The organism is Xanthomonas sp. Leaf148 (assembly GCF_001423585.1).
GTDB lineage: Bacteria > Pseudomonadota > Gammaproteobacteria > Xanthomonadales > Xanthomonadaceae > Xanthomonas.
In genome coordinates this window covers 1,503,817-1,525,817 of the sequence record NZ_LMOP01000008.1, presented here as the reverse complement: position 1 = coordinate 1,525,817, position 22,001 = coordinate 1,503,817, and the positions used below count along the sequence as shown (strand labels likewise).

Sequence of the window (22,001 nt, the reverse complement as noted above, 5' to 3'; positions counted from 1 at the left end):
CGCTTTTACTTGCACTTGCATCTCGGCCGTTTAATGCAAGCAAGAACACTCTCAACTGCCCGGACCTGCTAATCGGAGGCGCCAGCAAGCGGACTCACCCGGATCGCCAGCAGCTCGCCGCCGCCATCGAGCACGTAACGGGTTCGCGTCGATGCACTCAGCCATGCGGTGTCGCCCGCAGCCAGGGGCGGTAGCCCACTGTCGCGCCCAAAGCTGGCCTGGCCCGCCAGCAGGTGGATGACCCAGGCGCTGCCCGGATCCGCGAAGAACAGCATGGTGCCGACCAAGGGGCGATGCAGCAGCTCGGTGTGCAGCAGATCGCGGCGCCACATCAGATTGAAGTCCTGCGTCGGCCCATCGAGCAAGCTCGCACCGACCGTCTCTTCGCCAGCGAATCGGACACGCTGGTAGGGCGGCAGCAATTCGACGACACCAGCGGCGCCAGCGACGCGTGCGCCAGCATCACCGTCATCAGTATGTGTACCTGTGATCAGGCCATCAGCACGCGCAGCACCATCGCCGGAATCAAGTTCACCGTCGCCAAACTGCAGGCGCATGCCGTTTCCATGCAGCAGCACCAATTCGCGGTCGATCCCCGGAAATGCGGAAAACGCGGCGTCCTGTTCGATCTCGGCAATCGACAGCCGCAATGCCCAAGCCTCGGATTCCCCGAGCCGCAGGATCTCGCGTGTCCAACCCAATTGATTGCGCCACCGCTCGCGGCGGTACTCGGTGGCCGGAATCACCCGGCTGCTCAGGTCTGTCAGCTGCATCGACGCATTGTGCCCGAAGCCCGCCGCCCAAGCCCTCATGCGACCGTGCGGTATCCGCAGACGTACGCAAACCAGGCATCTCGAGCCGCCCTCGCGTTTCGAGCCCCCGGCACACCGAGCACTCAGACAATAACGGTCTGCATCGACCTCGCTGCATCACGAGACGCTCAACGGGATGTCGGGATGTCGGGATCTCAGGATCTCAGGACATTGCGATGTCAACGCGTCAACGTGCGGAAGCATATGGGTGCGGGCCGTTGTCAGCGCAAAGCCTGGCGTTGCCCATCAGCAACAGCGCTGCGATGAGATCGAATCAACACGTCCTGAAACGAAAAACGCCCGGCTGCACATCCAAGTGCAACACCGGGCGATTCCACGTCCTTGTCGGCTTCCAGCCATCCCCCGGACATCCTGTCCAGTTAGGTTGCGGCCACGCATCCTCGCGTCGAACCGTATCTCGGATCCCTTCCCCTTAACGCCGTCCCACCGGTTTCACCGCCGCCCCCTTGGCAGCCTTCTTGGCGGGAGCCATCGTGGCTCCTACTTCGATCAGGTCACGATTCCGTTCGACCGTCTTGAGTCCGATGCCCTTGACCAGTGCCAGTTCCTCGGCACTTTTGAAGGGACCGTTTGCCTGACGGTGCTCAACGATTGCCTCGGCTTTTGATCGCCCGACATTCGTCAGCACCTTGTCCAATTCCTCAGCAGACGCGGTGTTGATATCGACCTTCTCAAGCGCGTACGCATTCGAGGACAACAACAACGCCAGTAGCAGGGACTTCAGGACTACGGTAAATGACTTCATTGCAACGCTCCTTGTGGCTTGGGTGATGGTCCTAGCCAGCATTCCTGCCGGCGGAGCCAGTGTCCCGCGCCACATGCAGCAATCCTATCGCCAACGAACTTTTCACACAGCAGGTGAACTGCGCGCCGCCTTGTAGGGAAATACCTACCCCTCGCCCCGGGCGTAGAATGTGTCATTACGTCACGCATTCGGAGCCTTCATGGACAGCGCCAAGATCGACCAATTCATCAGCGAAACCTGGGACCGCGAGATCGTCCCGCAGCTGGTCGATTACATCCGTATTCCCAACAAGTCGCCGATGTTCGACGCCGATTGGGTGGCCCACGGCTATATGGAGCAGGCTGTCACGTTGATGGAAACCTGGGCGCGCGCCCAAGCCATCGATGGCATGCAGGTCGAGGTGGTGCGCCTGGACGGCCGCACGCCGCTGATCTTCATCGAGATCCCGGCCACCGGCCCGGAGTCCGGCGACGACACCGTGTTGTTGTACGGCCATCTGGACAAGCAGCCGGAGATGACCGGTTGGGATGCCGACCTGGGCCCCTGGGAGCCGGTGCTGCGCGACGATAAGTTGTATGGCCGGGGCGGCGCCGACGACGGTTACGCGATCTTCGGCTCGCTGGCGGCGATTCTGGCGCTGCGCACCCAGGGCTTGTCGCATGCGCGGTGCGTGGTGCTGATCGAAGCCTGTGAGGAGTCCGGCAGCTACGATCTGCCCGCTTACGTGGACCATCTGGCCGAGCGTATCGGCAAGCCCTCGCTGGTGGTATGCCTGGATTCGGGCTGCGGCAATTACGAGCAGTTGTGGTGCACCACTTCGCTGCGCGGCCTGACCGGTGGCAACCTCAGCGTGAAGGTGCTGGAAGAAGGTGTGCATTCCGGCGATGCGTCCGGCGTGGTGCCGTCCAGCTTCCGGCTGCTGCGGCAGTTGCTGTCGCGCATCGAAGACGAAACCACGGGCCGCATCCTGCTGGAGGGTTTGCATGTGGAGGTGCCGGCCGAGCGCCTGACCCAGGCCAAGGCTGCAGCGGCGACGCTGGATACCGCCATCTTCGACAAATTCCCGATGGTCGATGGCCTGGTGCCGATGCATGACGACCTCACCGAGCTGGTCTTGAACCGGACCTGGCGCCCGGCGCTGTCGATCACCGGCGTGGATGGCATGCCGCCGCTGGCCTCGGCCGGCAATGTCTTGCGTCCGCAAACGGCGGTGAAGCTGTCGCTGCGTCTGCCGCCAACCGCAGACGGCAAAGCCTGCGGCGAGCTGCTCAAGCAGGCGTTACTGCGCGACCCGCCCAATGGCGCGCAGGTCACGCTGGAGCTGGAAAAGGCATCGTCCGGTTGGAATGCCCCGGCCATGGCGCCGTGGCTGGAGAAGGCCATCGACGATGCCAGCCAGGCCTTCTTCGACAAGCCGGCGATGTACATGGGCGAAGGCGGCTCGATCCCGTTCATGGGCATGCTGGGCGAAAAGTTCCCCGGCGCGCAGTTCATGATCACCGGCGTGCTGGGGCCGCATTCCAATGCGCATGGCCCGAACGAGTTTTTGCACATCCCGATGGGCAAGCGCGTCACCGCCTGCGTGTCGAAGGTGATCGCCGAGCATCACGCGGCCTGCCTGCGCGGCGAAACCAGCGGCTCGCCGGTGGCTGCCGATAGCGGCACCCGTCATGGTGGACACGGTTGCTGTTGAGTCGACGAGAGACGACTGCCGGCTGAGGGCGTGTCCTGACGTGAAGCATTGCGTTGCATTTGGCGCAAATGACGCGGCATCGGCAACTTGGTCAGCGTCTTCTCACCCAGCTCCTCTCCCGCAGGGACAGGAGCTGGGTGTTCGATCATGCGATTGAAGGCGGCGGCTGTCTGGGCAGTCACTCCATTACAGGATTCTGTGGCAATGCCCAACGCAACGACTTGCTGAAGGCACCCCATCAGCACCACTCGCACTGCGTGTGCAGCGCGGGTGGCCGACATCCGAAATGCTAGTCTGCCGATCCCGTTCGCTTTCGGTGCTGCAATGAACACTTTGTTTGGTAGCGACAGCTGGCTCTACATTCTGCTGGTGGGATTTGTGGTCGGGCTGTTGGCGCGTTTCATCACGCCCGGCACGCAGCGCCTGGGTTGCCTGCTGACCATCGTGCTGGGCATCGCCGGGGCGGTGGTAGCCAGCTGGTTTGGCCGCTACATGGGCTGGTACCACGCAGGCGAGCCTGCCGGTTTCCTCGGCGCGTTGCTCGGTGCCATCGCCATCCTTGCACTGCTGCGCTTGTTCAGCGGCAGCAAACGCTGACCGCTGCATTGCACGCTTCGTCCTCACTTCACTACGCAACCACGACACATGACGGTATCGCCTTCTGACCCTGCGCGCGACGTGCTGCGCCTGCAATGGGTGCGACACGCACTGGATGACCCATCTGCAGTATTGCAACGCGCGTCGGTCGACGCCGGGTTTCGCAGTTACTGGCGCACGCAGGGACGCGGCACCGATCGCATCCTGATGGATGCGCCACCGCAGCTTGAAAACGTGGCGCCGTGGTTGCGCATGCATGCCGTGCTGGGTGCGCATGGAGTGCGCCTGCCGCAGGTGCTGGCACAGGACCTGGAGATCGGCTTCCTGCTGCTGGAAGATCTGGGCGTACCGACGCTGGCGCAGGTCCTGACCGACGCCAATGCCGACAACCTGCTGGACGGCGCCATCGCGCAATTGCTGTTGCTGCAACAGATCCCGCCACCTGCCGACAGCGGCGTGTTTGGTGAGGCGCTGCTGCAACGCGATGCCGGCTTGTTCGAGGAGTGGTTTCTGGGTCGCCATCTTGGCGTGCAGCTGGACTGCGGCCAGGCCGAGCAGTTGCAACTGGTGCAACGGCGGTTGATGGACAACGCGCTGGCGCAGCCACGCGTTTTCACCCATCGCGACTTCATGCCGCGCAATCTGATGCCGGTGCCCGATGGTCCGGCAGTATTGGACTTTCAGGATTGTGTGATCGGGCCGATCGCCTACGACCCGATCAGTCTGTTCAAGGACACCTCGGTGAGTTGGCCGATTGCACGCGTCGACGGCTGGCTGGCGCGTTATCACGCACGTGCGCAGGCCGCCGGATTGCCGGTGCCGCCACTGCAGCAGTTTCTGCGCGATGCGGACTGGATGGGCGTGCAGCGGCATCTGAAAAACCTGGGCATTTTTTCGCGTCTGAGCCATCGCGATGGCAAGCATTGGTATCTGGACAACGTGCCGCGCTTCATCGCCTATCTCGACGAAGTACTGCCGCGCTACGCCGAGCTGGCGCCACTGGTCGCGCTGCTGGACGAGGTGGTCAAACCCGCATTGGCAACACGCGCACTGCAGGCGGACGCATGAAGGCGCTGATCTTTGCAGCAGGCTTTGGCGAGCGGATGCGGCCGTTGACCGAGCACACGCCCAAACCCTTGCTGTCGGTCGGCGGCACGCCGTTGATCGTCTGGCATCTACGCAAACTGGCGGCGTTGGGCGTGGACGAGGTAGTGATCAATACCTCGTGGCTGGCCGAGCAGTTTCCGCAAACGCTGGGAGACGGCGGTGCGTTCGGGCTGCGTCTGACGTATTCCTATGAAGGCGCAACGCCGCTGGAAACCGGCGGCGGCATGCTGCACGCACTGCCGCTGTTGGGCGATGCACCGTTCCTGCTGGTCAATGGCGATATCTGGACCGATTTCGACTTTGCCCGGCTGTCGCATGCACCGGAAGGACTGGCGCAGCTGGTGCTGGTGGATCGCCCCGCTTATGCAGAGCGCGCTGATTTCGCGCTGGATGCGGATGGCAAGGTGCACGCAGATCTGCCCGCAACGCTTACCTATTCCGGCATCGGCATGTATCGACCGTCGCTGCTGCACGATTGGCAATCGGTGATTGGTCCGTTGCCAGAGCAGACTAGCGCGGCGCCGCGGTTTGCGTTGGCGCCGATCCTGCGCGCGCAGATGGCGGCAGGCCTGATCGACGGCATCCACCATGCCGGGCGCTGGACCGATGTCGGCACGCCGCAGCGTCTGGCAGAGCTGGATGCACAGTTATTGCGCAACGGCGGCTGATCGCAACTCATTGCTGCAACGCTCGTCATCAAGCGCATCAACAGACCTTCGAACGCTGGCTCGCTGGTTGCAACGTGTCAGCCGCATGCGTCTTCGCCGACGGTTGAGGCGATGTCCGGACTGGCAATGGCATCGCTCGGACGAAAGGAGCTGATCAGACCGCACGTTAGCGGCCGCCGGCACCGCGTGCACCGCTCGCAACCACGCACCGACCACCTCGGCTAGCCCTTTCCCACCCACCGTTGCCGGACCTTACGCGGCATGGATGCCGCGTAAGATCTTAGATGGACGTACTTGCAGCATGTCCCGCGATGGTGGGCGGGCAACGGCCCTGTAGCAAACTCGCAGCATCGAGCACGCGGCGCCCTCGCCACTTGCGGGACACACCGTAAACCCGTCCCTGGGGGCTCGATGGCGGCATCCATGCCGCCAACGGTCCCGCAAGCGGCGAGGACACCGCACCAGACAGTTGGCTGCTTTTTTGAAGAACGAGGACACCGCGCTAGAGCGTTGCTGGTTGCTTGCTGAAAACTCGACGCACCGACTATCTCGGCTAGTCCTTGCCCGCCCACCGTTGCCAGGCCTTACGCGACATGGATGCCGCGTAGGAACTTAGATGGGCGTACTTGCAGCGTGTCCCGCGATGGTGGGCGGGCAAGGCCCTGCGAGACAGCCGCAGACCCGCTGCGTTACGCCCCGCGATACTCAAGCACGCGACGCAGGAATGGCACCGTGATGCGGCGTTTGGCCGCCAACGACTCGCGATCCAGCCGATCCAGCAAGGCTACCAAGGTGGCAAGTTCGCGTTCGCTGTGCGTCAGCAGCCAGTCGATCGCCGCGTCATCCAGCCCCAGCCCACGCCGCTGCGCACGATCACGCAGCACTGCGGCGCGCGCCGCATCGTCGGGCACCGGCAATCCGATCCGGATGCATTGCGACAGCCGCGAACGCAGATCCGGCAGCACCAACGCCAGGCCATCGGGCATCTGCCGTGCGGTGTAGAGCAGGCTGATGCCGGCAGCGCGCGCACGATTGTGGAAATCGAATAGCGCCACTTCGTCGTCGCGCTGCCCGGCAATGCTGTCAACGCCGTCCAGTGCAACCAGGCTGCGTCCCTCCAATGCTTCGAGCGCATCGCGCAGTCGGCCGGCTGCTGCGTGCAGCGGCAGATACGCGGTTGCCCGCCCGGCCTGCTCGGCCGCTGCGCATACCGCCAGTGCCAGATGCGTCTTGCCGGTGCCAGCGGGACCGGCAAGATAAAGCCAATCGCCCACCTGCCCGACCGCCAGGGCCTGCAACTGCGCAAGCAGACCCTCGGGCGCGGCAATGTAACTATCGAAACGCTGATCGGATGGCGCGCGCAACGCCAATGGCAACTGCGGCACGCTCACGACCGATCTGCGTCCTTGGTCGGGTCGATGATGACGCTGCGCTCGGCCGTGGTGGACTGCAGCACGATGCCCGCACGCTCGCCGGCGTACAGGTCGCTGCGGGTGTACTGCTCATGTGCATACCGCAGCAGCACGTTGGCCACCGCTGCCACCGGCAACGCCAGCAGCATGCCGAGAAAGCCGAACAACTGGCCGCCCGCCATCACCGCAAAGATCACCGCCACCGGATGCAGGCCGATCTTGTCGCCGACGATGCGCGGAGTGAGCAAATAACTTTCCAGCAGCTGCCCGACCGTGAACACCACGCCCACGCCGATCAGCAGTTTCAGATCCAGCCCCTGCGCCTGCACGATGGCCGCCAGCAGCGCGAGCACGATGCCGGTGGTCGCGCCCAGATACGGAATGAAGCTGATGAAGCCGGCAATGATGCCGATCAACAATCCCAGGTTGAGCCCGATGATGGACAGCCCGGTGGCGTAGATCGCGCCCAGCGCCAGCATCACCAGGAACTGGCCGCGGATGAAGCCACCCAGCACGTCGTTGGATTCCAGCGCCAGCCGGCTCGCGGTGCCGATGTAGGCACGCGGGATGACCGCCGCCACACGCTCGACCAAGCGGTCCCAGTCGCGCAGAAAGTAGAACGCCAGGATCGGCAGCAACGCCAGGTTGATCACCCAGGTCACCATCGCAAAGCCCGAGCGCGACACGTAACCGAAGAAGGTCTTGGCGGCACCGCCGGCCTGCTCCCAGTGGCTGCGGATCCAGTCGATCAAACGCTCCGGATCCAGCCAGCCCATCAGCTCCACGCCGGTCTTGGCTTCCAGCCACGGAATGGCCGTACTGATTGCCCAGGTGCGCATCTGCGGCAAGGCATCGATCAGGGTCATGATCTGGCGTTCGATCATCGGCACCAGAATCATCAGCGCCAGTACGAACAGCAGCAGCGCCAAGACGAATACCAACGCCACCGCCATGTTGCGCGAACGGCCGGCACGTTCGATGCGGTCTACCAATGGGTCGCCCAGCCAGGCCAGCAGCAATGCCAGCACGAACGGCGTCAGGATCGGGGACAGCAGCGAGACCACCCACAGCACGCCGACAATGACCGCCACCCATTTGAGGCGACGCAGGAATAAAGCGATTTCGGCTTCGGGAGTTAACGTCATTTGAGGCGGTACTCGGCGTGCTCGTTGTCGAGAATGATCGGGCCTTCAGTCGGTACCGAGACCGACACAAGGGGGCTGTTGTCGCCGAGCATACGGTTGAGCCCAGAAATACCCGTGAGCAGTTCCAGATCTACCTCCATGCGATCGCCGTTGGCGCTGACCGGGCGAATGCTGCGTACCACCGACACGCTCTGCAGTGCGGCGGCGACCCGCAGGTAATCGTCGGCGCTGTGGATGCCGGTGATCACTGCGCGGTACACGCCCGGCACCCCCGAATCAACGCGCTTGGCGTAGCGCTTGACCAAGGCATCGGCGGCGCCATCGGCACCGGCCGCCATCGCGCGGCGCGCATCGCCGTCGCTGCTGCTCCAGCTGGACAACACGTTGCCGTTGTCCACGAACACCCAGTCGGCGGTCCAGCCGGCATCATTGCGGTAGAGCTTGCCGATCAGCTGCATCGGCGGGCTGTATTTGGCCGACGCGCGCGACACCGCGGCGGTGTCCTTGCGCCAGATCGCACCGGCCAGCGCCTGCTCGGCGGCCGCTCCGCCCGGCAGGCCAAGCCGGTAGCCGCGCTCGATCGCACGGTCCAGCACGCTGCGTGCGGCATTGGCCTGGGAAACGCCGACCAGACGCGGGCCGCTGCCGTCATCGATGGCCAGCCACAGCACCGGCTTGGGACGTGGCAGCGGCCAGACCGGCAGGCCGAGCGCGGCGATCAAGCTATCCACATCGGACTGGCGAAAACGCGCGACCAGGGTGGTGCGGAAGGTCGGCGCACCCGTGCGCGAGGTGCCCTGATCCTGGCGGTAGTCGTAGTGTTCGACGTAGTTGGGCGCATTGCGCAGCGCCTGCGGGACGCCGGGTCGGCTCATCACCGAGCGATCGCCGGAGACCTTGCCAAGCACGGCGCCCAGCGCGCGCGCCAGGGCACCGGGGCGATCGGATTCGCCCTGGCTGTTGACCGGCACTTCGGCGTCGTAGGCACTTTGCGCCTTGGCGACGTCGCCTTCGGTGCGCAGATCGGCCTGCGCAAAGGCCGGAACCACAGGCATGGCGACCACGAGGGCAAGAAAGAAAGCGAGACTGCGGCGCATCGACGGTTCCATGGTGTAAGCGTATCCGAGTGAATTGTTGCCCGAATGGGGCGCTAGCGCCAACGTGGCTGTTAAAATCGCCGCCTTTACTGCCGAGCCACCCACGCCCGTGACCAGCCCAACGCCTTCCACTCCCTCGCCCATGACCTACCGCGACGCGGGTGTCGACATCGATGCCGGCAATGCCCTGGTCGAACGCATCAAGCCACTGGTCAAGCGCAGCTTCCGGCCGGAGGTGATGGGTGGCCTGGGCGGCTTTGGCGCGCTGTTCGACCTGTCGGGCAAGTACAAGGAGCCGGTGCTGGTCTCCGGCACCGACGGCGTGGGCACCAAGCTCAAGCTGGCGCAGCAACTGGGCCGCCACGACACCATCGGCATCGACCTGGTCGGCATGTGCGTCAACGACGTGCTGGTGCAGGGCGCCGAGCCGCTGTTCTTCCTGGACTACTTCGCCACCGGCAAGCTCGACGTGGACACCGCCGCAGCGGTGGTCGGTGGCATCGCGCGCGGCTGCGAGCTATCAGGTTGCGCCTTGATCGGTGGCGAAACCGCCGAAATGCCCGACATGTACCCGCCCGGCGAATACGACCTGGCCGGCTTCACCGTGGGTGCGGTGGAAAAGTCGCAGCTGCTGGACGGCGCGCAGGTGCGCGAGGGCGATGTGCTGATCGGCATCGCGTCTTCCGGCCCGCATTCCAACGGGTATTCGCTGATCCGCAAGATCTACGAACGTGCTGGCGCGCCGGCAGAGCACGTACTGGACGACGGCACCAAACTGATCGACGCACTGATGGCGCCGACCGCACTGTACGTCAAGCCGGTACTGGCGTTGCTCAAGTCACACGGCGAAACGATCCATGCCATGGCGCACATCACCGGCGGCGGGCTCACCGAAAACATCATCCGCGTGATTCCCGACGGCCTGGGCCTGGACATCGATGCCAAGGCATGGACCTTGCCGCCGGTGTTCGCCTGGCTGCAGCGCGAAGGTGCGGTGGCCGATGCCGAAATGTGGCGCACCTTCAACTGCGGCATCGGCTTTGTGCTGATCGCCTCGCCCGAGCAGGCCGCCACGCTGGAACAGGGGCTGGACGCGCAATCGCTGGCGCATTGGCGCATTGGCCACGTGGTCGCTGCGCACGGCGACGAACGCGTGCGGATTGGCTGAGCCAAGGAGACCTGCATGGACGCTTTCACACCTGCACTGCCGACGCCGGCCAGCGCCGATGACCTGCAGCACCTCAAGCTGCTGTCGATCTTTCATTACTTGCTGGCCGGCATCACCGCGCTGTTTTCGCTGTTTCCGCTGATCCATCTGTTCATGGGGCTGGCCATCGTCACCGGGCACTTGCCGATGAACGGCAACAACGGCGAAACGGCACCGGACGAGATGCGGATGTTCGGCTGGATCTTCGTGGTGTTTGCGGCCGCGATCATCATCTGCGGCCTGACCCTGGCCGGCTTCATGGCCTATGCCGGCCGTTGTATCGCCCAGCGCCGGCGGCATCTGCTGTGTCTGGTCGTGGCCGGCATTTCGTGCTCCTTCATGCCGTTCGGCACCGTGCTTGGCGTCTTTACGCTGGTCACCTTGTTGCGCCCTCAGGTCAAGGCACTGTTCGGCCCTGCCGCAACCGCCGCCTGAGAGCCACGTGATCACCCGGGCCCTGCGCCGTGCCAAACCGGCTGCGTTGACCGTCACCATCGCGGTGTTCCTGGCGAGCTGGATCGCACCGCTATGGCCGGTCGAACAGGCCTTGCATAGTTCGCTGACCGTGATCGGGTTGATCGCACTGGTGTGGGCCGACCGTCGCTGGCCGCTGGAGAACGCCGCCTTCGTGGCGATCTGCGTGTTTATCGGATTGCACTGCATCGGCGCGCGCTGGCTGTATTCCAACGTGCCCTACGAGCAATGGAGCATGCAGTTAGTGCACTGGTCGCCCAGCGCCACGTTCGGCTGGACGCGCAATCATTTCGACCGCTTGATCCACCTGCTGTTCGGGCTGTGCTTCACGCCGGCCATTGCGCAACTGGCGTTGCGGCTGTGGTCCCGCCTGACGCTGCGGCAGGCCTTCGCGCTGACGGTGATGAGCATCATGTGCGTCAGCCTGGTCTACGAGTGGTTCGAGTGGGGCATTGCGCTGCTGCTGTCGCCACAGGCCGCCGAGGCCTACAACGGCCAGCAAGGCGACCCCTGGGACGCGCACACCGACATGCTGCTGGCAACCCTCGGCAGCCTGGCGGCCTACCCCGCGGTGAGGACACTGTTCAATGCTCGCAACTGATCCCCGCCTGCGCCTGGCCGTGCTGGCCTCCGGCCGCGGCAGCAATCTGCAGGCCATCCTTGACGCGATCGCCAGCGGGCGCTTGCACGCAGAAGTGGTCGGGGTGTTTTCCGACCGTCCGCAGGCGCCGGCGCTTCAAAAAATGGACGCAGCGCGCCGTTGGAGCGCCAGCCCGCGCGACTTCGCCGACCGCGACACCTTCGACGCTGCGCTGGGCGATGCCATCGCCGCCGTACAACCGGACTGGGTCATCTGCGCCGGCTACATGCGCATTCTGGGTGAGCCATTGGTGCGGCGCTTTGCCGGGCGCATGCTCAATATCCACCCGTCCCTGCTGCCCAAGTACCGTGGCTTGCACACCCATACCCGCGCGCTGGAGGCCGGCGATACCGAGCACGGCGCCAGCGTGCATCTGGTGGTACCCGAACTGGATGCAGGCAGCGTGATAGCACAGGCCCACGTGCCGGTGCTCCCCGGCGACAGCGCCGAGCAATTGGCCGCACGCGTTCTGGCCCGCGAGCACCCACTGCTGCTCGCCACACTGGACCTGCTGGCCAGCGGACGCCTGCAGGTGGACGGCGATGCGGTGCATGTCGACGGTCAGTGCCTGTTTACGCCACTACGACTAGAGTCCGCTGACGCCGCGCTCGCCTGAATGCGGATACGCCCCCCTCATCCCGTCTCGGACATCCTTGTGGCCCCGTGCCTCAGCTCCCGCGCATGAAAGCCATCCCGATCGCCGCCGCGCTGTTGACCACGGCCCTGCTTTGCCAGGCCGGCGCAGGCCGTGCGCAACAGGCAGCGGCCCCGCCGGCAGCTGCCGCGCAAACACCTGCCACGTCTGCTCCGCCGGTTGCCCCCGCGCTGCCGGCAAGCACCTGGACGCCGCCGCCGCTGGAGCCTTTCGTGGCGACCTACCAGGCGTTCTACCGCGGCAAGGAGGCCGGCGATGCCACCATGCAGGTCAGCCACGGCGAAGGCAGCCAGTGGCGCATCGACATGTCGGTCCGCGGCCGCAAGGGCTTCGCCAGCATCCTGGGCTTGAACCTGGAACAGAGCACGGTGTTTCGCGTCGATGGCGACACCTATGTGCCGTTGAGCCAGAGCACCGTGCGCAAGGCGATGTTCTTCGGCAAAAAAGTCACCGGCGTCTACAACTGGCAAGCCGGCACAGCGCAGTGGGACGGCGACCTGAAGAAAGAGCGTCAGCAACCCATTCCACTGCAGCACGGCGATCAAAGCGCACTGTCGTTGAATTTGTCGCTGATGCGCGATGCGCAGCCCGGCCGCAGCCTGAGCTACCGCTATGTCGATGTGGGCCGGGTGCGCAAATACGATTACCGCGCCGCCGACACCACCGAGGTGGTGCAGGTCGGCGACCTGAGCTACGACGCGTTGCGCGTGTACCGCGTCAACAGCGGCGACAACGAAACCATCCTCTGGATCGCCAACGGGGTTCCGACTCCGGTGCGCATCCTGCAACGTGACAAAGGTGAGGATCAGGTCGATCTCCGCCTGGTCGAATACCAAGGAGTGTGACCATGAAAACCTTCTCTCGCACCAGCGCCTTGATCGCTGCCGCCGCACTGGCCGTGGCCAGCCTGCCGGCATTCGCGATGCAGCCATTCCAGGCCGATTACTCCGCCAATTACATGGGCATGCAGGCCAACGGCACGATGACGCTGGCCGCGGCCGGCGCCAACCAGTGGCGCTACACGCTGACCATCCAGAACCAGCTGGCCAATCTGACCCAGAGCACAGTGTTCGAAGAAACCAGTGGCCAGCTGCGCCCGGTCAGCAGCAACGACACCTCGTCGATGATGGTCAAGCGTCGCAACGTCACCGCCAATTACGACTGGAAAACCAGCCAGGCGACCTGGGGCGGCGATATCAAGCCGGACCGCCGCGGTCCGGTCAAACTGCAGCCGGGCGACATGGACGCGTTGTTGATCAACCTGGCGATCACCCGCGATGTGGCCGCCGGCAAGCCGCTCAACTACCGCATGGTGGACGAAGGCCGCATCAAACCGATGAGCTACAAGGTGATCGGCAAGGAAACCATCACCGTCAACGGCAAGCAGGAACAGGCCACCAAGGTTTCGCGCGTGGATGGCGACAAGGAATTGATCGCCTGGGTGGTCAAGGACCTGCCGGTGCCGGCGCGTCTGTTGCAGAAGGAAAAGGGTCAGGACGCGCTGGACCTGACCATCAAGTCGCTGCGTTAAGCGCGTCAAACCGTCGACCAAAGGACTGATTGCCACCATCGTCCCGGTCGTAAAGTCATTTAGTGCAGTCGTAAAGTCGTTTTAGTGCAGTCAAACGCTTACTGAGTCGAGGGCGCGATGCCCTCACCGCTCGCGGGACACGCCGTGAATCCTTCCTTGGAGGCTCGGTGGCGGCATCCATGCCGCCACACGGTCCCGCAAGCGGTGAGGACACCGCGCCAGAGAGTTAGTCGGTTGTTTTGTTGAAAACATGCACACCGATCATCTCGACGGGTCATTGTCCGCTCACCGCCGAGGCACCTTACGCGGCATCAATGCAATGCCGCATAAGAGCTTGCAAGGACGTGCTTGCAGCGTGTCCTGCGATGGTGAGCGGGTAAGGGCTCTGCAGCAAACTCGCGGCGTCGAGGGCGCGATGCCCTCACCGCTCGCGGGACACGCCGTGAACCCGTCCCTGGGGGCTCGGTGGCGGCATCCATGCCGCCACACGGTCCCGCAAGCGGCGAGGACACCGCACCAGGAAGTTGGTCGGTAGCCAAGTAAAAGGTTGCCATCTCGCGGGTTGCATTGGCTTGCGAGTACGGCCGCAACTACATGAGATTCAGCGCATCAGAAGCACCTCATGCACTGCTTGCACCATGCACACCGACCATCATGACTGGTTCTTGCCCGCCCACCGTCGCGGGACCTTACGCGGCATGGATGCCGCGTAAGAGCTTACACGGACGTACTTGCGGCGTGTCTCGCGATGGTGGGCGGGCAAGGACCCTGCAACGAAGCCGCAGATCAGCCGCTTCACAAGTGATATGTCCGCGCTGACCTATCACTTGCTCCAGTGGTGATCCATCCGCACGCAGCTATCACTTCTCAGGGCTTGGCAGCAGCCTTGTCATCGCCGGTACTGAACACCGTGCGGCAATCCACGCGAATCTGCGCGTCGTTCTTGCGCCAATAGAACAGATCGCAATGGCGCTTGCCTTCGACGGTCTTTTTTACCGCCACCGCGTAGAACGATTGCGCGATCTCGTTGCGGCTGGCGTTGCCGTCGCCGTTCCAGTCCATGTCCTTGAACTCGACGCCCTGGGTGATGGCCATGCCCACGCTCCAGGCGTAGGCCAGCCACGCCAGGATCAGCACGATCACGCCAAGCAGAATCTTGCGTCGGGTGGTGAAGCGCCCGCGCAGGATCATGCGATGCGCTGGATGGTCGCACCCAGCGCCCCCAGCTTCTCCTCGATGTTTTCGTACCCACGGTCCAGGTGGTAGATGCGATCGATGGTGGTGTCGCCATCGGCCACCAGCCCGGCCAGGATCAACGAGGCTGACGCGCGCAGATCGGTCGCCATCACTGGCGCGCCGCTGAGGCGTTCGGCGCCGCGCACGATCGCGGTATGGCCTTCGACCTGGATATCCGCGCCCAGGCGCAGCAGTTCGTTGACGTGCATGAAGCGGTTTTCGAAGATCGTTTCGTTGATCACGCCCACGCCGTCGGCCACGCAGTTGAGCGCCATGAATTGCGCCTGCATGTCGGTGGGAAACGCCGGGTACGGCGCGGTGGTCAGATTGACCGCGCGCGGGCGCTTGCCGTGCATGTCCAGGGTGACGCTGTCGGCGGTGGTGGTGATGGTGGCGCCGGCTTCGGTGAGCTTGTCCAGCACCGCATCCAGGGTGTCCGGACGCGCGCGACGCACTGTGACGCTGCCACCGGTCATCGCCGCAGCGACCAGGAAGGTGCCGGTTTCGATGCGATCCGGCAGCACCGCGTGGTGCCCGCCCCCCAGACGCTCGACGCCGTGCACCACGATGCGCGGCGTACCGGCACCTTCGATCTGCGCACCGAGCGCGATCAGGCAGTCGGCAAGGTCGGTGACCTCCGGCTCCATCGCCGCGTTTTCCAGCACCGTGGTGCCTTCAGCCAGCACGGCGGCCATCAGCACGTTTTCGGTGCCGGTGACGCTGACCATGTCGAACACGTACCGGCCGCCCTTCAGACGCCCATTGCTAGTGGCCTTGATGTAGCCGTTCTCTACGCTGATCTCCGCACCCAGCGCCTGCAGGCCTTTGATGTGCTGGTCCACCGGGCGCGAACCGATCGCGCAACCGCCGGGCAGCGACACTTCGGCGGTGCCGTAGCGCGCCAGCAGCGGGCCCAGCACCAGGATCGAGGCGCGCATGGTCTTGACCAGCTCGTACGGGGCAACCTGATGGGTCACCGAGCGCGGGTCGACCAGGATCGAGCGGCCCTTGGCCAGCGTGCCTTCGTCGATGGTGACCTCGGCGCCCAGCTCGCTGAGCAGCTTTACCGTGGTGATCACATCGTGCAGGTGCGGCACGTTACTGATTTCCACCGGCGCATCGGCCAGCAGGGTGGCGCACAGGATCGGCAGCACTGCGTTCTTGGCGCCGGAAATATTGACTTCGCCATGCAGCGCTTGGCCGCCGGTCACTACGATTTTTGCCATGGGAGCTTGGGAGATCCGAAAGAGATGTCGGGGGAATGAGATATCGCGGAATTAAGAACTGAGACAACGGCGTGCCGGACGACGCGACCCGGCGGCACTGCGGCCGGGGCCTGCCTGCCCGACGGCGCCGCTCAGCCTTCGTCGGGGGTCAGCGTCTTGAGCTGCAGCGCGTGGATCGCGCCACCCATCAAATCGCCCAGGGTCGCGTAGACCATGCGGTGGCGCGCCAACGGAGCCTTGCCGGCAAATGCCGGGCTGACCACGGTCGCCTCGAAGTGCACACCGTCGTCGCCGTGCACGTCGACGCGGGCTTCGGGCAAGCCGGATTCGATGAGTTTACGGATGGTTTCGGCGTCCACAGGGCGTTTCCTCATAAAATGAGCGCACATTCTACTCTTCACCCGAGTCCCGCATGGCCGTCTCGCACCTGCCCACCGCCACCGTCAGCGACGCCAGCCTGGTCGCCAGCGGCCAGCGCGTGCTGGAGATCGAGCGTGAAGCCCTCGCCAGCGTGGGCGCGCGCATCGGCAGCGCGTTCGCCGCGGCCTGCCGGCTGGTGCTGGCGTCGCGCGGGCGGGTGGTGGCCACCGGCATGGGCAAATCCGGCCATATCGCGCGCAAGATCGCCGCCACCCTGGCCTCCACCGGCACCCCGGCGTTCTTCGTGCATCCCGGCGAAGCCGGGCATGGCGACCTGGGCATGATCACCGAGGCCGATATCGTGCTGGCGCTGTCGTATTCGGGCGAATCGGACGAAGTGCGCATGCTGCTGCCGGTGCTCAAGCGCCAGGGCAACCCGATCATCGCCATGACCGGCCGCCCCGGCTCCAGTCTGGCCCTGGCCGCCGACGTGCACCTGGATGTCAGCGTCTCCGCCGAGGCCTGCCCGCTGCACCTGGCACCGACCTCCAGCACCACTGCCTCGCTGGCGATGGGCGATGCGCTGGCGGTGGCGCTGCTGGATGCGCGCGGTTTCACCGCCGACGACTTTGCGCGCTCGCATCCGGCCGGCAGCCTGGGCCGGCGCCTGCTGCTGCACATCACCGACGTCATGCACGGCGGCGATGACCTGCCCAGCGTGCGCGAAGATGCCAGCCTGAGCCAGGCGCTGATGGAAATGAGCCGCAAGCGCCTGGGCATGACGGCGGTGGTCGACAACGACGGTCGCCTGATCGGGCTATTTACCGACGGCGACCTGCGCCGCGCGCTGGATAGCGACATCGACGTGCGCAGCGCCGGCATTGCCGAGGTGATGACGCGCAACCCACGCACCATCGGCGCCGACCAGCTGGCCGCCGAGGCCGCGCGGCTGATGGAGGACTACAAGATCAATGGCCTGATCGTGGTGGACGCGCAGCAGCGCGCCGTCGGCGCATTGAACATTCACGACCTGTTGCGCGCCAAGGTGGTTTAACAGGTTCAGTTTTCAATCGCGGAACCCCGTTCTCACTCATTCGTGCCGATGCCCTACTCTCCTTTGCAGCACCTCCCCGCCGAGCTGATCGAACGCGCCGCGCGTATCCGCCTGGCCTGTTTCGACGTCGACGGCACCCTGACCGACGGGCGCCTGTACTACGACCACGCCGGCAATGAGAGCAAGTCATTCAATGTGCTCGACGGCCAGGGCCTCAAACAGCTGGACCATGCCGGCATCCACGTGGCGCTGATCACCGCGCGCGCCAGCCTGTCGGCGGAAAAGCGCGGCCAGGATCTGGGCCTGCACGTGCAGATCGGGGTCAAGAACAAGCGCCTGGCGGTGCTGGCGCTGTGCCAGGAACACGGCCTGTCGCTGGACCAGGTGTTGTTCATGGGCGACGACCTGCCCGACCTGCCGGCGTTACTGGCAGTAGGCCTGCCGGTGGCACCGGCCAATGCGCACCCCTGGATCGCCGAGCGCGTGCAGTGGCACACCCAGGCCCGTGGCGGCGAAGGCGCCGCCCGTGAGGTCTGCGATGTGGTGCTCGCCGCGCAAGGCCAGGTCGAGGGCATCATCGAAAGGTTTTCCGCATGAACTTGAACTGGCGCACCACGCTAGGCGTCGTATTGTTTGCTGCGGCCGCCATCTCCGGCTGGTCGGCATGGCAGCAGCGCGCGCGCCCGGTTGCGGCAGCGGTGGACGAGTCGAAGGTCGACTACGTGCTGCGCGACTTCGAACTGATCGCCCTGGACAAGCAGAGCGGCAAGGAATCGATGACGCTGCGCGCGCCGGAAATGCACCGCAACCGCGCCGATCAGACCTCCGACATCACCACGCCGGTGTTTCTGCTGCCCGACAACGCCAACCAGCCGTGGACGCTACGCGCCAAAACCGGCTGGGTCAGCCCCAAGGGCGACGAGCTGCGCTTGCGCGGCGATGTCCAAGGCGACAGCCCGACCGCCGGCGCGACGCCGCCCACCACCTTCCGCACCGAGAGTCTGGACGTGTTTCCGCAGCAAAACCTCGCCAAGACCGCTGCTCCGGTGACCATGCGCCGGCCGGGTATCATGCAAAGCGGGGTCGGCTTCGAGGCCGATCTCAAATCACGCCAGTACAAGCTCCTTTCTCAGGTCAAGACCCGCTATGAACCGAATGCTGCCCGCTAAACTGGCGTTTGCCGCGCTGCTGTTGCCTGCCATGGCGATGGCCAAGACCAGCGATCGCAATCAGCCGATGGCGATCGACTCCAATGCCAACGATTGCAACATGCTCGACGACAGCGGCAAGTGCCGCTTCAGCGGCAATGTGGTGATCACCCAGGGCACGCTGGAAATCCACGCCGATACCGCCGACATCTTCCAGAAGAACGGCCAGACCGACCGTGTGGTGCTCAACGGCAAGCAGGCCACGCTCAAGCAGCAAATGGACGACGGCGCGATGATGAACGGCCAGGCCGACAACATCGAATACAAGGTCGCCGACGAGATCATCATTCTGACCGGCAACTACAAGGTCGACTCGCCCAAGGGCACCAACGCCGGCCAGCGCATGGTCTACAACACCAAGACCGGCAATATGCAGAGCGGCGGCGATGGCAGCCGCGTGCGCACCATCATTCAGCCCAAAAATGCAGCCCCCGCCGCGGCAACGCCGGCACCGGCCGCCAAGCCTGCTGCCAAGCCGCAGGGGAAGAAGTAATGCTGGTCGCCACCGGTCTGCGCAAGAAGTACAAGCAACGCGAAGTGGTCAAGGAGTTCGGCCTCACGCTCGAGGCCGGCGAAGTGGTCGGCCTGCTCGGCCCCAACGGCGCCGGCAAGACCACCTGCTTCTACATGATCGTGGGCCTGGTCGAAGCCGACGCCGGGCGCATCGAACTGGATGGACGCGACCTTACCGCCGAGCCGATGTACGCACGCGCCAAGCTCGGCGTGGGGTACCTGCCGCAGGAACCGTCGATCTTCCGCAAGCTCACCGTGGCCGACAACATCCGGCTGGTGCTGGAGCTGCGCGAGGAACTGGACACCGCCGGCCGCGAGAAGGAACTGGTTTCGCTGCTGGAAGAATTGCAGATCACCCACGTGGCCGATCAGCTCGGCGCCAGCCTCTCCGGTGGCGAGCGCCGCCGCTGCGAGATTGCCCGCGCGCTGGCCGCAAAGCCGCGCATGATGTTGCTGGACGAACCGTTTGCCGGCGTGGACCCGATTTCAGTCGGCGAGATCCAGCGCATCATCATTCACCTCAAGGAACGCGGCATCGGCGTGCTGATCACCGATCACAACGTGCGCGAGACCTTGGGAATCTGCGACCGCGCGTATATCCTCGCCGAGGGGGGCGTGCTGGCGCAGGGGGCACCGGACGCGCTGCTAGCCAATCCCGACGTCCGTCGCGTGTATTTGGGGGAAACTTTCCGCCTTTGAGCGCGTCGCCGCGCCATCGATTCTTCCAGTCAGTGCCCGCATGAAAGCCCGGCTTCAGACATCGCTAGGACAGCAGCTGGTCATGACGCCGCAATTGCGTCAGGCGATCAAGCTATTGCAGATGTCCACCACCGAGCTGGAACTGGAAATCGCCGAAGCGGTGGAAACCAACCCGCTGCTGGAATGGGCCGACGAAGCCGCGCATGCGGCCGGCGATACACCGGTGGAGTCCTCGCCGTCCTCGTCCAGCGAGGAACCCCAGCGCGAAGAACCGGCGCCGGCCGAACGCGACGACGATTGGTCGCAGGACGAACTGCAGTGGACCGGCTCGGGCAGCGGTGGCAGTTTCGACGATGACGAGTCCGGCGATGCCGCCGAGCGCGTGGCCGAATCGGAAACCCTGGCCGACCATCTGCTGTGGCAGCTGCACCTGTCACCGTTGTCGCCACGCGACCGCCAGATTGGCGCGATGCTGATCGATGCGCTGGACGAAGACGGTTATCTGCGCGAACCGCTGTCGGCCATTCTCGAAACACTGGCGCTGGGCGCTGCGGTGGACGAGGCGGAAGTGCTGACCGTGCTGCATCAGATCCAGCGTTTCGACCCGGTCGGGGTGGGTGCGCGCACGCTGGGCGAGTGTCTGGCGCTGCAGCTGGCGGTGCTCGACCCGGCCATCCCGGGGCGCGACCTGGCGCTGCAGATCGTCGCCGGCCCGCTGGAACGGCTGCCGCGTGCCGGTGTGCCCGGCCTGGCGCACGAACTCAAACGCTCCGCCGCCGATGTCGAACAGGCTGTGCAGTTGGTGCGCTCGCTGGACCCGCGCCCCGGCAAGCAGATCGGCGACCTGTCGCAGGACACCTACGTGGTGCCCGACTGCGTGATCTGGCGCCAGCGCGGCGTCTGGCGCGCGTCGCTGGCCGGCCGCTCGCAGCCCAAGGTCACCATCCATCGCGGCTACGAGAACCTGATCCGCAGCTGCGGCGAATCCGACGCCGGCTATCTGCGCGGGCAATTGCAGGAGGCCCGCTGGCTGCTCAAGAGCCTGGAAGCTCGTGGCGAAACCCTGCTGCGGGTGGTGCGCTGCCTGTTGCAGCACCAGGCCGGGTTTCTGGAATTCGGCGCGCAGGCGCTGCGCCCGCTGACCCTGCGCGAGATCGCCGGCGAGCTCGGCCTGCATGAGTCCACCATTTCCCGCGCCATTGCCCGCAAATACGTGCGCACCCCGCGCGGCACCATCGCGCTGCGCTCGTTCTTTGCCTCCGGCATCGACACCGACAGCGGCGGCGAAGCGTCCAGCACCGCCATCCAGGCCATGATCCGGCGCCTGATCGACGCAGAAAACCCGCGCAAACCCTTGTCGGACGCCAAGTTGGCAGATCTGTTGAAAACTTCCGGCGTACCAGTGGCGCGGCGCACCGTTGCGAAGTATCGTGAGGCCATGAACATTTCCGCCTCCCACGAACGCGTACGCATCGCCTGACGTTGCAACCACCGCAACGCCGGCCTGCGCCGGGTTAGTCGGATCACCGGAACGGTTCATTGGCCCACCGACCAATGGAGGTATCCGATGCGCATCGAGACGTATGGCCACCAGCTTGAAGTGACCCCCGCCCTGCGGGACTACGTGGCAAGCAAGCTGCAGCGACTGCAGCGCCATTTCGACCAGCACTGCGAAGTTCGAACGCAGCTGGCGGTTCGCAAGCCAGACCACCACGTGGTCGCCACCGTCAACCTTCCCGGTCGCACCCTGCACGCGGATGCCAGCGGCTCCACCATGTATGCGGCCATCGACCTGCTGGTCGACAAGCTCGACCGCCTGGTGCTCAAGCACAAAGAAAAGAAATGTAACCACCACGCACGCGAGGTGCGCGACAATCCCGCATGACGCTTCCCGCTTGATG

General features: G+C 64.9%; 25 protein-coding genes and 1 pseudogene. 17 read left to right on the top strand and 9 right to left on the bottom strand.

Features of this window, described 5'->3' with window-relative positions:
* Positions 1 to 68: 68 nt before the first annotated feature.
* Both ASF90_RS10935 and ASF90_RS10930 read right to left on the bottom strand, forming a co-directional pair.
* Entirely contained in the window at positions 69 to 773 is a 705-nt protein-coding gene (locus tag ASF90_RS10935; RefSeq protein WP_055849616.1) for a HutD family protein, read from the bottom strand.
* Between the two features lie 472 nt (positions 774 to 1,245).
* On the bottom strand, positions 1,246 to 1,620 hold the full coding sequence (locus tag ASF90_RS10930; RefSeq protein ID WP_005993268.1) for a helix-hairpin-helix domain-containing protein: 375 nt from the start codon (positions 1,618 to 1,620) through the stop codon (positions 1,246 to 1,248).
* Positions 1,621 to 1,777: 157 nt separating this feature from the next.
* Between ASF90_RS10930 and ASF90_RS10925 the strand changes: the two genes are divergently transcribed.
* The 4 genes from ASF90_RS10925 (at position 1,778) to murU (ending at position 5,643) form a co-directional block, all read left to right on the top strand.
* Positions 1,778 to 3,271: a M20 family metallopeptidase gene (locus ASF90_RS10925; protein ID WP_055849613.1), complete on the top strand. Its 1,494-nt coding sequence runs from the start codon at positions 1,778 to 1,780 to the stop codon at positions 3,269 to 3,271.
* A gap of 324 nt (positions 3,272 to 3,595) precedes the next feature.
* Positions 3,596 to 3,868: a GlsB/YeaQ/YmgE family stress response membrane protein gene (locus tag ASF90_RS10920; RefSeq protein ID WP_005993264.1), complete on the top strand. Its 273-nt coding sequence runs from the start codon at positions 3,596 to 3,598 to the stop codon at positions 3,866 to 3,868.
* A 48-nt stretch (positions 3,869 to 3,916) separates the two neighbouring features.
* Complete coding sequence (locus tag ASF90_RS10915) at positions 3,917 to 4,936, top strand: phosphotransferase (protein ID WP_055849610.1); 1,020 nt, start codon at positions 3,917 to 3,919, stop codon at positions 4,934 to 4,936.
* Positions 4,933 to 5,643, top strand: coding sequence for an N-acetylmuramate alpha-1-phosphate uridylyltransferase MurU (gene murU / locus ASF90_RS10910; protein WP_055849608.1), 711 nt, complete (start codon positions 4,933 to 4,935; stop codon positions 5,641 to 5,643). Before ASF90_RS10915 ends, murU begins: the two co-directional genes overlap by 4 nt.
* Positions 5,644 to 5,992: 349 nt before the next feature.
* Here the strand turns inward: murU and ASF90_RS24505 are convergent.
* From ASF90_RS24505 to ASF90_RS10895, 4 genes and pseudogenes are all read right to left on the bottom strand, one after another.
* Positions 5,993 to 6,218 (bottom strand): annotated as a pseudogene (locus ASF90_RS24505) (hypothetical protein); the annotation flags it as partial.
* Between the two features lie 114 nt (positions 6,219 to 6,332).
* Entirely contained in the window at positions 6,333 to 7,034 is a 702-nt protein-coding gene (hda, locus tag ASF90_RS10905; protein WP_055849606.1) for a DnaA regulatory inactivator Hda, read from the bottom strand.
* Entirely contained in the window at positions 7,031 to 8,200 is a 1,170-nt protein-coding gene (locus tag ASF90_RS10900) for an AI-2E family transporter (RefSeq protein ID WP_055849604.1), read from the bottom strand. The genes hda and ASF90_RS10900 overlap by 4 nt, the downstream gene beginning before the upstream one ends.
* A complete protein-coding gene (locus tag ASF90_RS10895; RefSeq protein WP_055849603.1) occupies positions 8,197 to 9,309 on the bottom strand; it encodes a DUF2066 domain-containing protein in 1,113 nt (370 codons plus the stop codon). Before ASF90_RS10895 ends, ASF90_RS10900 begins: the two co-directional genes overlap by 4 nt.
* Before the next feature lie 22 nt (positions 9,310 to 9,331).
* Here ASF90_RS10895 and purM point away from each other — a divergent pair, with 22 nt between their 5' ends.
* From purM to ASF90_RS10865, 6 genes are all read left to right on the top strand, one after another.
* Positions 9,332 to 10,465: a phosphoribosylformylglycinamidine cyclo-ligase gene (purM, locus tag ASF90_RS10890; RefSeq protein ID WP_193552603.1), complete on the top strand. Its 1,134-nt coding sequence runs from the start codon at positions 9,332 to 9,334 to the stop codon at positions 10,463 to 10,465.
* Positions 10,466 to 10,480: 15 nt separating this feature from the next.
* Positions 10,481 to 10,939: a hypothetical protein gene (locus ASF90_RS10885; protein WP_055849598.1), complete on the top strand. Its 459-nt coding sequence runs from the start codon at positions 10,481 to 10,483 to the stop codon at positions 10,937 to 10,939.
* Between the two features lie 22 nt (positions 10,940 to 10,961).
* A complete protein-coding gene (locus tag ASF90_RS10880; RefSeq protein WP_055850388.1) occupies positions 10,962 to 11,579 on the top strand; it encodes a DUF2238 domain-containing protein in 618 nt (205 codons plus the stop codon).
* Positions 11,566 to 12,234, top strand: a complete 669-nt coding sequence (purN, locus tag ASF90_RS10875; protein ID WP_055849595.1) for a phosphoribosylglycinamide formyltransferase — start codon at positions 11,566 to 11,568, stop codon at positions 12,232 to 12,234. Before ASF90_RS10880 ends, purN begins: the two co-directional genes overlap by 14 nt.
* A 65-nt stretch (positions 12,235 to 12,299) precedes the next feature.
* Positions 12,300 to 13,118: a DUF3108 domain-containing protein gene (locus tag ASF90_RS10870; RefSeq protein ID WP_055849592.1), complete on the top strand. Its 819-nt coding sequence runs from the start codon at positions 12,300 to 12,302 to the stop codon at positions 13,116 to 13,118.
* Between the two features lie 2 nt (positions 13,119 to 13,120).
* Positions 13,121 to 13,804 (top strand): DUF3108 domain-containing protein, encoded by a 684-nt coding sequence (locus ASF90_RS10865; protein ID WP_055849588.1) that lies wholly within the window; start codon positions 13,121 to 13,123, stop codon positions 13,802 to 13,804.
* An 867-nt stretch (positions 13,805 to 14,671) separates the two neighbouring features.
* Here the strand turns inward: ASF90_RS10865 and ASF90_RS10860 are convergent.
* The 3 genes from ASF90_RS10860 to ASF90_RS10850 all read right to left on the bottom strand — a co-directional run bounded on the left by ASF90_RS10860 (position 14,672) and on the right by ASF90_RS10850 (position 16,625).
* Positions 14,672 to 14,995 carry a hypothetical protein gene (locus ASF90_RS10860; RefSeq protein ID WP_055849585.1) on the bottom strand — a complete coding sequence of 108 codons (324 nt, stop codon included), beginning with the start codon at positions 14,993 to 14,995 and terminating at the stop codon, positions 14,672 to 14,674.
* Positions 14,992 to 16,266, bottom strand: a complete 1,275-nt coding sequence (gene murA / locus ASF90_RS10855; protein WP_055849581.1) for a UDP-N-acetylglucosamine 1-carboxyvinyltransferase — start codon at positions 16,264 to 16,266, stop codon at positions 14,992 to 14,994. The genes ASF90_RS10860 and murA overlap by 4 nt, the downstream gene beginning before the upstream one ends.
* A 131-nt stretch (positions 16,267 to 16,397) precedes the next feature.
* Positions 16,398 to 16,625, bottom strand: a complete 228-nt coding sequence (locus ASF90_RS10850; protein WP_017157709.1) for a BolA family protein — start codon at positions 16,623 to 16,625, stop codon at positions 16,398 to 16,400.
* 53 nt (positions 16,626 to 16,678) lie between these two features.
* Between ASF90_RS10850 and ASF90_RS10845 the strand changes: the two genes are divergently transcribed.
* The 7 genes from ASF90_RS10845 to raiA all read left to right on the top strand — a co-directional run bounded on the left by ASF90_RS10845 (position 16,679) and on the right by raiA (position 21,985).
* Positions 16,679 to 17,680 carry a KpsF/GutQ family sugar-phosphate isomerase gene (locus ASF90_RS10845; protein ID WP_055849578.1) on the top strand — a complete coding sequence of 334 codons (1,002 nt, stop codon included), beginning with the start codon at positions 16,679 to 16,681 and terminating at the stop codon, positions 17,678 to 17,680.
* A gap of 48 nt (positions 17,681 to 17,728) precedes the next feature.
* Positions 17,729 to 18,277, top strand: a complete 549-nt coding sequence (locus ASF90_RS10840; protein WP_055849574.1) for an HAD family hydrolase — start codon at positions 17,729 to 17,731, stop codon at positions 18,275 to 18,277.
* Complete coding sequence (lptC, locus tag ASF90_RS10835) at positions 18,274 to 18,849, top strand: LPS export ABC transporter periplasmic protein LptC (RefSeq protein ID WP_055849571.1); 576 nt, start codon at positions 18,274 to 18,276, stop codon at positions 18,847 to 18,849. Before ASF90_RS10840 ends, lptC begins: the two co-directional genes overlap by 4 nt.
* On the top strand, positions 18,827 to 19,381 hold the full coding sequence (lptA, locus tag ASF90_RS10830; RefSeq protein ID WP_115513511.1) for a lipopolysaccharide transport periplasmic protein LptA: 555 nt from the start codon (positions 18,827 to 18,829) through the stop codon (positions 19,379 to 19,381). The genes lptC and lptA overlap by 23 nt, the downstream gene beginning before the upstream one ends.
* Positions 19,381 to 20,100, top strand: a complete 720-nt coding sequence (gene lptB / locus ASF90_RS10825; RefSeq protein ID WP_055849562.1) for an LPS export ABC transporter ATP-binding protein — start codon at positions 19,381 to 19,383, stop codon at positions 20,098 to 20,100. Before lptA ends, lptB begins: the two co-directional genes overlap by 1 nt.
* Positions 20,101 to 20,140: 40 nt before the next feature.
* Complete coding sequence (locus ASF90_RS10820) at positions 20,141 to 21,580, top strand: RNA polymerase factor sigma-54 (protein ID WP_055849558.1); 1,440 nt, start codon at positions 20,141 to 20,143, stop codon at positions 21,578 to 21,580.
* An 87-nt stretch (positions 21,581 to 21,667) separates the two neighbouring features.
* Positions 21,668 to 21,985 carry a ribosome-associated translation inhibitor RaiA gene (gene raiA / locus ASF90_RS10815; protein WP_011037930.1) on the top strand — a complete coding sequence of 106 codons (318 nt, stop codon included), beginning with the start codon at positions 21,668 to 21,670 and terminating at the stop codon, positions 21,983 to 21,985.
* The last annotated feature ends 16 nt before the right edge of the window (positions 21,986 to 22,001 follow it).